Genomic DNA, 12,026 nt, shown 5'->3' with positions numbered 1-12,026 from the left:
GAGCATGGGCACGAGCATGACGCAAATGGAAACCATATTAATGAAGAAACTATCGGACAAGAGGAGTTTGTAGTAGACATGGATTCTTTGGAAACAAAGCACGAACACCACAATGACGATAAGCACTCAATTGATGGTGATTCTAAAACGCATAAGCACGATGATGGTTCGGACCACAAATAATATAAATATGAAATATATAATTATTGTGTTTGCCTTTTTGGCAATGTCTTGTAATAAGAAGGCAGAAGAGGCACACGCTCATAACGCTGATGGTAGCCATATAGGGGAGGAAATTCCACGTATAGACCATACCGTCTGGACGGATAATACAGAACTATTTGTTGAGTTTCCTGCCTTGATTAATGGTAATTCAAGCAGATTTGCAGCTCACTTTACGGTATTGGATAAGCACAAGCCTGTAATTGGGGGCTCTGTGACAGTTAGTTTAATTAAAGATGGTAAAGGCATTAGGAACACGGTTGAGGCACCTTCATCGCCAGGTATTTTCTCACCTACCATTCAACCGAAAGAAGCAGGAACATACCAGCTTGTTTTTGAATTGAAAACACCCGAATATTCCGATAAAATAACGATTAATAATGTAACTGTTTATGCTAACGCTGAGGCTGCTATAAAAGAAATAGGTATTGCTAAAGAGGATGGAAGTGTTTCGTTCTTAAAAGAACAAGCTTGGAAAATTGACTTTCAAACTGCACCAGTGGTTTCTGGTAAAATTTACGATGTTATCAACACCTCGGGAGTTTGGATGCCTTCGCCTGGTTCTATCAAAACTTTGGCGTCAAAATCTAACGGTGTGGTTGATTTTAAAGTGAATAACCTCATAGAGGGCATAGCTGTAAAACAAGGTCAATTATTGATGAGCATAAGTAGTCAAGGCTTAGCCACTAATAATTTGAATACTGAAATTGCAAATGCACGTTCTTCTTTTGAACAGGCAAAAGCAGAATATGAGCGTAAAAAAGAATTGTACAATTCTAAAATTATTGCAAGAGCAGAATTTGAAAAAGTGGAAAGCCATTTTCTAATATCACAATCTAATTATCAATCTCTTACGGCTGGCGTTTCAGGTGGAAGCAAACATATATATGCACCTTTTACTGGTTTTATTAAGTCTATTGCTATTTCAAATGGCGACTATGTGGAGCAAGGTGCATCTTTAGTGTCAATTGGCACCCACAAATCCAAAGTCCTGAAAACTCAATTAGCTCCTAATAATGGCTTAACAATGGAAAATGTACAGGGTATTTGGTATCAAAGCAAAGACGGGAAATGGGCAAATGCCACTGATAAAGGTGGTAAAATCATTTCGGTTGGAAAGGATGTGGAACGTGAAAATCCATTTATTTCTGTTTATACACAGGTAAACGCCGAAATAGACATGCCAGAAGGAAGCCTAACACCTGTTCAAATTGCGATGGGAAATGCTACCCTAAACACTATAGTTCCGGTGAATGCCTTACTTGAAGATTATGGAAGTTTTTCAGTCATCGTACAGCTTTCAGGCGAAAGCTTTGAAAGACGGCCTGTGAAGATTGGAAAACGAAATGGCGAAAATGCAGAGATATTGCAAGGTTTGGCTGTGGGTGAAGTGGTGGTAACTACAGGAGCTTACCAAGTTAAAATGGCCTCCATGTCGGGTTCAACACCTGCTCACGGTCACGAACATTAAAAACAGCGTAGAATGTTAAATAAAATATTATCAATTTCTCTTCAAAACAGATTAGTCATACTGTTGGGAGCGGCTGCATTGAGTTTATTGGGTGTCTATTACGCTCGAACCATGAATGTCGACGTATTCCCAGACCTTACGGCACCTACGGTAACGATTCTTACCGAAGCCCACGGAATGGAATCTGAAGAAGTAGAAAAATTAGTTACTTATCAACTGGAAACAGCTCTGAATGGCTCGCCAAATGTGAGAAGAATTCGTTCTTCATCCGCAGCTGGAATTTCCATTGTTTGGATAGAATTTGAATGGGGAACTGATATTTATAGAGCCAGACAAATTGTAAGTGAACGTATTCCAATGGTTCGCGAAAACTTACCTGAAGGTATTGGATCACCAACTATGGCACCAATTTCATCCATTATGGGTGAAATAATGCTCTTAGGAGTAACCTCTGATAATCTGTCACCAATGGAATTAAGAACATTGTCGGATTGGGTAATTAGACCTCGAATAAAGGCGATTGGTGGAATTGCAAACGTGGTGGTTATTGGTGGAGATTACAAACAATATCAAGTCTTTGCCAATCCTGAAAAGATGAAATATTACGGGGTAAGCCTTTCTGAATTGGTGGAACACGTTAAAGAAGCAAATACGAACGCACCAGGAGGTATTATCAATCAATATGGTAATCAATACATTATTAAAGGGAGTGGAAGAGCTTATGCATTAGAAGATTTACAAGAAGCCGTTTTAAAACAAGTCAATGGGCAAACCATAAAAATTAAAGATGTAGCTGCAGTAAAAATTGGTGCGGCTGACAAAATTGGTGATGGTTCTTTAAATGCAAAACCAGCGGTTATTTTAACCATTTCAAAACAACCTGATGTTAATACATTGGAATTGACAGACCGACTGGATGAAGTAATTGCCGATTTGCAGAAAACCTTACCCGAAGGTGTAAACATAAAAAGTCAAATTTTTAGACAATCTGATTTTATTGATGCCTCTATAAGTAATTTGAACCAGACCTTATTGGAAGGTGCATTCTTTGTAATGATAATTCTTTTCATCTTTTTGATGAATTGGAGAACAACCATTATTTCATTATTGGCAATTCCCATTTCATTATTAGTATCTATCATTATACTAAAATGGCTAGGTTATACTATAAATACAATGAGTTTGGGCGGTATGGCAATTGCCATTGGTGCATTGGTAGACGATGCCATTATAGACGTAGAAAACGTGTATAAACGCTTGCGTGAAAATATTAGAAAACCAAAAGAGGAACGTGAATCAACACTAACCGTGGTTCGTGATGCTTCCGTAGAAATACGAAGCTCAATCATCATTGCAACATTGATTATTATTGTATCGTTTATTCCCTTATTCTTTTTAAGTGGAATGGAAGGTCGTTTGTTGCAACCTCTTGGAATTGCATTTGTAACTTCCGTCTTAACTTCATTGATTGTTGCGGTAACAGTAACACCTATTTTGTGTTCCTATTTATTGAACAACGAAAAGCTGTTGAACAAACAGGCAGAAGGCACCCGTGTGGAACGTTGGTTGCAGAAGCATTATGGAAACCTTCTGCAACGAGTCACAAATATTCCTAAAACCATTATTGGTCTGACAGTTCTTGCTTTTATCCTAAGTATGATGGTTCTCACACAACTGGGAAGAAGTTTTTTGCCAGAATTTAATGAAGGCTCTTTGGTAATTAGCGTTGTTGGCCCACCATCTATGTCTTTGGAAGAAAGCAACAAAACAGGCAATTTAATAGAGACCATATTATTGGACTTAGACGAAGTGGAAGTAGTTACTAGAAGACAAGGAAGAGCAGAACTGGACGAACATGCACAAGGTGTAAATGCTTCCGAAATTGATGTTCCTTTTGTTTTAAAAGGCAAAACCAAAGAGGAGTTTTTTGAGGAAGTGAGAAATAAATTGAGCATTGCACCTGGTGTTAATATAACCTTGGGACAACCTATCGCCCATCGAATAGATCATATGCTTTCCGGTACACGTGCCAATATAGCCATCAAAATATTTGGCTCAGATTTGCAACGTTTGTTTCAAGTTGGTAAAAGTGTAGAGCAAAATATCAGGGAAATTGACGGCTTAGCAGATGTGGCAGTAGACCAGCAGATTGAAGTACCGCAAATACGTATTCAACCAAAACGTCAAATACTTTCGGCTTATGGAATGACAGTAGGTAATTTAATGGAACAAGTCGATATTGCTTTCGCGGGAGAAGAAGCAGGCGAGATTTATGAAGGTCAGCAATATTTTGATTTAATAGTTCGCTATGAAAAACAATTTCGCGATAATATTGATAACATCAAGAACACCTTAATCAGTTTACCAAATGGAGGTCAGACCAATTTGGGAGAATTGGCAACAGTAGCATCAGTAAGCAGTCCCAACACGATTAATCGAGAAGATGTGCAACGTAAAATTGTAGTTGCAGCAAATGTTCAAGGTCGAGATTTACGTGGAGCAGTAAACGAAATAAAGGAAGTAGTCGCAAATAATGTAAAAATGCCAGAAGGTTACCGAGTACAATATGGTGGCCAGTTTGAAAGCGAATCCAAAGCTTCGCAATTGCTTTTAGCAACAGCTATTATAGCCATAGCACTTATTTTTCTGTTGCTATATTTTGAATTTAAAGATGTCAAATTAGCTTTTGTGGTATTAATCAATCTACCATTAGCCTTAATCGGTGGTATCCTGATTGTGTATTTTACATCAGGCATTATCAGTATCGCCGCTACTATCGGTTTCATTAGTTTGTTTGGTATTGCAACCCGTAATGGAATCCTATTGGTCTCTCGATATGAAGATTTGAGAAAAGAAGGAATGAAAGGATTTCAATTAATCAAAACAGGAGCATTAGACAGGTTAAACCCAATCCTAATGACAGCCTTAACAACAGGATTGGCACTTATACCTTTAGCGATAAAAGGCGGGGAACCAGGGAGTGAAATCCAAAGCCCTATGGCAGTAGTAATTTTGGGAGGTTTATTATCGGCTACAATTCTAAACTTGGTGGTAATTCCTTGCGTGTATCAATTGGTTATTAGAAAACAATAGTAGTATTAAAAAAAAAGGGCTGTTGGAATTAATCAACAGTCCTTTTTCTTGTAATCACTTTTATAATAATCCAACGCCTTAACTTGGTAAAATACTTTCAACCCGCTTTATGCATTAGGCAATCTCCCAATTTTATCGAGACCGCAGCTAAATTGCTTCAAATCAGTTCGTAAACCCATTTTAACTCAATCACCATAGCCGTGCTATGCTAATTTCATTTAATTGTCTGATTTATTGCACTTTAAAACTCATAACGATTCCCCATTGCATAATCAGGGTTAAATAAATCCCAATAATAGTGGTTGATGCTGGTCTACCTTTGGCTGAAGCTTTTTTAGGACGCTTCCCTTCAGCTAACATCCATCTTTCATATTCATTTAAGAAAGCTGCATTCACCGTTTCAAATGGCAGGATCTGGCTTTCTTTTTTGAGGTTCCATACAAATTCAGCTTGAGAATATTGGGCTCAACTGTCAAACCAATGGCCTTTCAGGGCGACAGACTTTAAGCCGGAATATAATTACGAGCTTTAAAATGCTACTATAAGTCTTTAGACAACTTCAAAATTCTGCATCATCCCATCATCCTCATGTTCCAAATTATGACAGTGAAAGACAAATTTCCCTTTTTGTTCAAATTTCATTATCACTTGCACTTTCTCACCAGGTGCCACTAACACAGTATCTTTCCAACCTGTTTCATGTGGCAATATGATTCCACGACCTCCTTTACGGGAAATTAACTGAAACTGTACGGCATGAATATGCATTGGGTGTGGCTCATCTCCAGAGGAGTTATCAAATTCCCAAATTTCTGTAGCTCCGAAAGGGACCGTTTCATCAATACGATTCATATCAAATACTTTATTGTTGATACGGTGCATGCCCCCCTTTAGACTTAGCATTTTCATCTTCAGTTCAAAATTTCGGGTCTTTGTACTCCCCGAAATTTTAGTCATTGGAATTAGCGTATTCGGTAACTTGAAAGCATCTTTTTCCTCCGTAGTAATACTAAATTTCAAAATATTAAACTCATTTTTACCTTGTGCTTTTCCCATACCGCTGAAGGTTTTACTCATCAAAAACAAATCTTCTCCCACAGGATACTTTGAAAAATCAATGAGTAAGTCTACTCTTTCTCCTGAGCCTAAAAGAAGACTATTGACTTTTTGAGGCTGAGGAAGCATGCCATTATCCGAACCTATCACATAATAATCGGAACCATCACTTAAAGCGAGGTTATAGATCCGAGCAGACGAGCCATTTAGAATTCGGAATCGATAAAAACGGGTCGCAATATTGAGATAAGGCTTAAGTGTACCATTGGTCATTATTTGATCACCTAAATACCCATCCATGGTTTCCTGCATTTTGGGTGCGTACTTTATTGAACCATCGTTATTAAACCGCTTATCTTGAATAACTAATGGAATCTCAAATTGGTCACTTGGCAAAGACAAGGCTTTTTCTGCATCACTTTCAATGATAAACATTCCAGATAATCCATGGGTCACTTGGCTTCCTGTGGATTCGTGAAGGTGTGGATGGTACCAATTCATTCCGGCTTGCTGATTGACCTTGAATTTAAACTGAAACTCATCATGGGGTTCTATTATATGTGTAGGATGACCATCCATTTCGGGTGCAATGACCAATCCATGCCAATGGATATTTGTATCTTCGTTTAATTCATTCCTAAACGATATATTCACCTCCTCTCCTTGCCGAGTACGGATTGTTGGTCCCAATAAAGCACCGTCATATCCCATAACAGACACCTTTTGATTTGTTCCAAAAGCATCTTGACCATTCATTGCTTTCATTTGGCCAACAGCAGATAAGGTGGCAGGAATTCTTAAAGGATTGCCGATATCGGCAGAAGTAAAATCCAATGGTACAATATCCGCTTTATTACAAGATGTCAAAGCTACATTACCGGCAAACAATGTAATGGCACCTAAACCCAAACTTTTTAAAAAGTCCTTACGACTCAATTGATTATCTCTCATTTATTATTTTCAATAGACCATACCATTACGAATTTCCAAGAACGAAAGTCGGGCTTAAGAATTTCCCTTTACCTCATAACGAAGAGGGAGAGATTTACAGTATTGTCGGTAAGCATTCTATCCTTACATTCAGAATCATTTTTTAATTGGTATTTAAAAGATTAATATTCATTCCAAAGACGACTGCTTTCATTTAATTAATTCAAACAATGAATGCTACTTCATCTCGCCGTGATTGTGCCCGGCCATAGCTTTACCACCTTCTGGATTCATCATACTGGGTTTGCCCGCCAGCTGAGCTGCTGCATCTATGCTAAAAGTACCATAGGTTACAATTTCCTCACCGTATGTTAAACCGTCTGTAATGATATATGAATCTCCTAATGATGGCCCTAGCGTCACTACACGCATGGCAAAACTTGTACTTTGCTCGTTCAACGATTTCACATAAACGACAGAACGTTCTCCTGTCCACATTACAGCAGACTTTGGAACCACAGTATCTGATTGACTACCCTTTACCTGACTTAATAGCATACCGGTCACAAACATCTCTGGCTTAAGTTTATTTCCAGGATTAGCCGTAACAACTCTTGCCTTGGCCACTCTCGTGGTAGGGTTAATAAATGGGTCAATAAAGCTAATTTTCCCTTTAAATTTTTGACCAGGAAATGCCTGAATCGTGTATTCGACAAGGTCTCCTGTCTTGATCCAGGTTAAATCACTCTCATATACATCAAATAATACCCATACTTGTGATAAATTAGCCAATTCAAATAATGAAGAGCCTCTGTTAATGTAATCTCCTAGTTGGATTTTTTTATTAATGACGACACCATTAATATCGGATAGAATTGGAAATCTTTCTTGAGGCTTTCCTGTCAGCAAAATGTTTTCTATCTGACTATCGCTTAGCTTCCAATTTCTCAATCTTTCTTTTGACGCTGCGAATAATTGAGGTTGCATAGCTTTCATCTTTTGGGCCTCAAATAATTCTTCCTGTGCAGTCACCAATTCTGGCGAATAAATTTCTGCAATAACTTTCCCTTTCGATACATATTCCCCTGTAGTATTGATATACAACTTCTCTACTCTTCCAGAAATGTGTGCTGTTTGTGTAGAAACAGACCTCTCGTCTACCTGAATTTTACCAGACAAACGTAACTCTTTGGTTGCTTTTCCTTTTTCAATGATGGCTGTTTGGACGTTTGCCAATTGCATTGCTGTAGGAGACATCTTTACTTCCATGGGATTTTCATCATCCGAATCGCCCATATCTACCGGTATTAAATCCATTCCACAGAGAGGACATGGGCCTGGTTCACTTTGCCTAATTTGTGGATGCATAGAACATGTCCAGACTTCTGAGCCATTAGCCATAGAGTGATTGTGCTCATCTTGTTCTGCTTTACCCTCGCCAAAAAACAACCAACCGAAGAATAATCCTAGGATTAGAGTTAAGAGGGCAATCAGCAGTGTTGGTCGGTTTACATTTTTCATTTTTATCTTTTTTAATTCTCTTCAGACAACTACTAACTTTTTCTTTAAAAATTGAATACTCTATGCCGTTTCACCGTGGTTAAATTGCTTTGGCATTCATAATTATCCATATACTTCACAGGCTCGTTTTTCAATAATACAATATCGCCTTACCGAAAAATTCATAAGGCCACCTTTCATCAAGACAAATCGAAACCATACCAATCTTCAAGCATTTATGTACAGAAGCGTTATTTTGCAATCTTCTTTTAAATCAACACTGATTGATTATTTAGCATTTTCAAAATCAAACGAAACGTTAACTTTCTCCCAACTCATTTTTATTTGGCCTTTGTTTTTCCCTAAATCTATGACGTCGTAGGTTAGAGATTCTACGTTTGATTTATTTTTACTTGGCTTAACTTTAATTCGAATGATATCATTTTCCGTTTTATAATCATCCGCTAAGTGCATATCCCAAACTTTATTGACAATTAATACCCATTCATTTTTTCCAGGAATAGTGAAAAAACCGTACTTTCCCTTTGGTATTAATACCCCATTAATTTTCACATCCTTACCAAAATCTATCCAAGTAGCCTTATGAGCACCAGAAGCCCAAACTTGGTCAAAAGCCACAAGCCCATTCCAAATACTACGCCCTCTTACGCTTGGAGAGCCATAATCAATGTGCACGTGATTTTCTCCAATCATCTCCATAGCTGATAATCGTGGGCTTGCTGGTTTCTTTTTAGTGTCTGAAGTCACTTCCGAAACATTATTATGATCGTGTTGAGCAAATCCCATTTTGCTCACGAATATGATGGTTATTATTATGATTAGTTTTTTCATCTTTAATTAAATTTAGTGTTGCTACTGGCAACATTTTTTTATAAACAATTTCTTAAAAATCCATTTTAGCGTTTTCATACCTTTACAATTTTAAACTTCTCAACCTCAAAGAATTAGCAATTACCGAAACCGAACTAAAGCTCATCGCAGCTGCGGCTATCATAGGCGAAAGCAACAGTCCGAAAAATGGATATAAGATACCAGCAGCAATAGGAATTCCTAAAACATTATAGCCAAAGGCAAAAAACAAGTTTTGTTTAATGTTTCGCATCACTTTATGGCTGAGCGTTTTTGCTTTTACTATACCTTGTAAATCCCCTTTCAACAAAGTAATTTTAGCACTTTCTATAGCCACATCTGTTCCCGTACCCATGGCAATTCCGATATCTGCCTGAGCCAGTGCTGGTGCATCGTTGATACCATCACCTGCCATGGCTACCACTTTACCTTCGGCTTGAAGTCTTTTTATTTCCGCCAATTTATCCTGTGGCAAACATTCGGCTTTGAAGTTGCTAAGGTTTAGTTCGTTTGCCACCGCAGCTGCCGTATTATGATTATCGCCTGTGAGCATAATGACTTCAACACCCTCATCCATCAACTTTTGGATAGCATCCTTGCTACTACTTTTTATGGCATCAGAGATAACTAAAAAACCCTCCAATTGCCCATCAACAGCAAAATAGGAAACAGTTTTTCCTTTTTTCTGTTCCATTATAATTTGCTCTTTTTCGTTTTCAGAAATGGCTATATTTTTATCTTGCAAAAGTTTATCATTACCAATTACAATGCTTTTATTATCTACTATTCCTATAACGCCTTTTCCAGAAACCGCTTCAAACTTGGAAATAGCTTTAACAGCTATACCTTCATTTTTTGCTTTATTTACGATGGCTTCAGCCAATGGGTGTTCGCTTTGAGAGTTAATAGAAGCCGCCAACAGCAAAAGCTCGTTTACTGCATAAGTATTGAAAGAATGGATTTTTTCTAAAGATGGTTTACCTTCCGTAATAGTGCCTGTTTTATCTGTAATGAGTACATCCACCTTGTCCATTTTTTCCAAGGCTTCGGCATTTTTAATCAAAACACCAATTTGGGCACCTTTGCCGACACCCACCATGACGCTCATTGGGGTGGCTAAACCTAAAGCACAAGGACAAGCTATAATAAGCACCGCCAAAGCATTGACAAAAGCATAAACATAAGAAGGTTCGGGTCCAAAAAACTTCCAAACAAAAAATGTAATGACCGACACGATAATTACCGTAGGAACAAAATATTTAGAAATAGTGTCTGCCAATTTCTGAATGGGTGCTTTGCTTCGACTGGCATCGTTCACCATTTTAATTATTTGAGCAAGCAAGGTTTCATCTCCTACTTTTTCGGCTTTCATCACAAATGATTTATTGCCGTTGATAGTCGCCGAACTAACCTTATCATTTACATTTTTTTCTACAGGAATAGGTTCACCCGTAATCATACTTTCATCTACATTACTGTTTCCTTCCGTAATACTGCCATCAACCGGTATCTTATCACCAGGTTTTACCCTCAGTAAATCACCTACTTTAATATCATGGATGGAAATTATTTTTTCAACGCCATTTTCCACCAAAACAGCCTCTATAGGTGCTAATTTTAGCAATTCTTTTATGGCTCCACTGGTTTGGCTGTGTGCCCTTGCCTCTAACAATTGCCCTAATAAAACCAAGGTTAGAATTACAGTTACCGCTTCAAAATATAGAAAAACACTACCATCCGCGTTTTTGAATTGGTCTGGAAAAATAGAAGGAAAAAGTAAGGCCACAATGCTAAATATAAATGCAGCTCCGGCCCCAACACCTATCAAACTGAACATATTTAAATTCCAAGTTTTAAAGGAAACCCAAGCACGTGTAAAGAACATCCAACAGGCATAAAAGACAACAGGAAGAGACAGCCCAAATTGAATCCAATTTTTAAAATCAACATTAAGGTATTTTGTTATTGGATTATTTGGAATCATTTCGCCCATAACCAAAATCAAAATAGGCAATGTAAACACCACCGCAACTTTAAACTTTTTAAGTAATTTTTGATAGGTTTTGTTTTCATCATCCGTAGGGACTAATGGCACTAAATCCATTCCGCAAATGGGACAGCTTCCTGGCCCATTTTCAACTATTTCTGGGTGCATCGGGCAGGTGTACTTTGAGCCACTCTCAACGCTTGCTTGTTTCACCAAATCCATGCCGCACACGGGACAGTTGCCTTCCTTTTCATACATTTTATCGCCTTCACAGTGCATCGGGCAATAGAAATTTCCATTATTATCTGATGTTGGAATATCTACTTTTAAAGGAACTTCTTCCATTTTTTCATTCAACATTCCTATTCTATACTTTCCTCCTTCTTTTTCCAAGGCTGCCTTAAACATTTCTAATGGAATATGACTTCCCATTTCAATAGTTGCCGACTTGTCTTCCAGGTTTACTTCCACATTAGTAACCCCAGGCACTTCGTTTAACGTTTTTTGAACATGGCTTCGACAGCCATTACAAGTCATTCCAGTTATTTGATACTTATGTTTCATTTTTAAAAAATTAAATGAGGGTACAATATTTCTTATACCCTCATAATTATAAGCTAGTCCCTATGCATACTTTCATCCGTTGGCTCTAATTCCATTTTACAGATGGAACATTTGACTCCCTTAACACCCGTAATTTCAGGATGCATAGGGCAAGCGTAAATTGTTTCCGTCATTTCCATACCTTCATGATTCGTGTCATCGTGATTATTCATGCCATTGTGATTCATTTCACCATTTTCTTCACCATCCATGTGTTCAGGAGATTCTTCATTGTTCGCTGCACTTCCACAAGAGCTAAATGTTAACGCAGAAGAGAATAAAAAAGCAGATGAC

Annotated in this window: 7 protein-coding genes and 1 pseudogene; 3 read left to right on the top strand and 5 right to left on the bottom strand. The window is 37.8% G+C overall.

All coding sequences use genetic code 11. From position 1 onward, the window contains the following. From ACTBZY_RS18730 to ACTBZY_RS18720, 3 genes and pseudogenes are all read left to right on the top strand, one after another. Nucleotides 1–183 (top strand): annotated as a pseudogene (locus ACTBZY_RS18730) (hypothetical protein); the annotation flags it as partial. Between the two features lie 7 nt (nucleotides 184–190). Further along, a complete protein-coding gene (locus ACTBZY_RS18725) occupies nucleotides 191–1,693 on the top strand; it encodes an efflux RND transporter periplasmic adaptor subunit (RefSeq protein ID WP_463047891.1) in 1,503 nt (500 codons plus the stop codon). A 12-nt stretch (nucleotides 1,694–1,705) separates the two neighbouring features. Further along, entirely contained in the window at nucleotides 1,706–4,786 is a 3,081-nt protein-coding gene (locus ACTBZY_RS18720; RefSeq protein ID WP_463047890.1) for an efflux RND transporter permease subunit, read from the top strand. A 549-nt stretch (nucleotides 4,787–5,335) separates the two neighbouring features. Here the strand turns inward: ACTBZY_RS18720 and ACTBZY_RS18715 are convergent. The 5 genes from ACTBZY_RS18715 to ACTBZY_RS18695 all read right to left on the bottom strand — a co-directional run. Continuing rightward, nucleotides 5,336–6,793, bottom strand: coding sequence for a multicopper oxidase family protein (locus ACTBZY_RS18715; RefSeq protein WP_463047889.1), 1,458 nt, complete (start codon nucleotides 6,791–6,793; stop codon nucleotides 5,336–5,338). 216 nt (nucleotides 6,794–7,009) lie between these two features. Continuing rightward, nucleotides 7,010–8,293, bottom strand: a complete 1,284-nt coding sequence (locus ACTBZY_RS18710) for an efflux RND transporter periplasmic adaptor subunit (protein ID WP_463047888.1) — start codon at nucleotides 8,291–8,293, stop codon at nucleotides 7,010–7,012. A gap of 267 nt (nucleotides 8,294–8,560) precedes the next feature. Continuing rightward, on the bottom strand, nucleotides 8,561–9,124 hold the full coding sequence (locus ACTBZY_RS18705) for a DUF2911 domain-containing protein (protein WP_463047887.1): 564 nt from the start codon (nucleotides 9,122–9,124) through the stop codon (nucleotides 8,561–8,563). A gap of 82 nt (nucleotides 9,125–9,206) precedes the next feature. Continuing rightward, nucleotides 9,207–11,693, bottom strand: a complete 2,487-nt coding sequence (locus ACTBZY_RS18700) for a heavy metal translocating P-type ATPase (RefSeq protein WP_463047886.1) — start codon at nucleotides 11,691–11,693, stop codon at nucleotides 9,207–9,209. A gap of 53 nt (nucleotides 11,694–11,746) precedes the next feature. Further along, nucleotides 11,747–12,026 (bottom strand): heavy metal-binding domain-containing protein (locus ACTBZY_RS18695; protein WP_463047885.1); only part of this gene is annotated, 280 nt, incomplete at its 5' end.

It is taken from the genome of Arcticibacterium sp., assembly GCF_055134445.1.
This window is presented reverse-complemented; position numbering and strand designations above follow the sequence as displayed.

What these genes read in the sequence shown, in the direction of transcription:
- ACTBZY_RS18700 (WP_463047886.1), bottom strand. Translation starts at nt 11,693, where the DNA reads ATGAAACATAAGTATCAAATAACTGGAATGACTTGTAATGGCTGTCGA.
- ACTBZY_RS18705 (WP_463047887.1), bottom strand. Translation starts at nt 9,124, where the DNA reads ATGAAAAAACTAATCATAATAATAACCATCATATTCGTGAGCAAAATG.
- ACTBZY_RS18720 (WP_463047890.1), top strand. Translation starts at nt 1,706, where the DNA reads ATGTTAAATAAAATATTATCAATTTCTCTTCAAAACAGATTAGTCATA.
- ACTBZY_RS18725 (WP_463047891.1), top strand. Translation starts at nt 191, where the DNA reads ATGAAATATATAATTATTGTGTTTGCCTTTTTGGCAATGTCTTGTAAT.
- ACTBZY_RS18715 (WP_463047889.1), bottom strand. Translation starts at nt 6,793, where the DNA reads ATGAGAGATAATCAATTGAGTCGTAAGGACTTTTTAAAAAGTTTGGGT.
- ACTBZY_RS18710 (WP_463047888.1), bottom strand. Translation starts at nt 8,293, where the DNA reads ATGAAAAATGTAAACCGACCAACACTGCTGATTGCCCTCTTAACTCTA.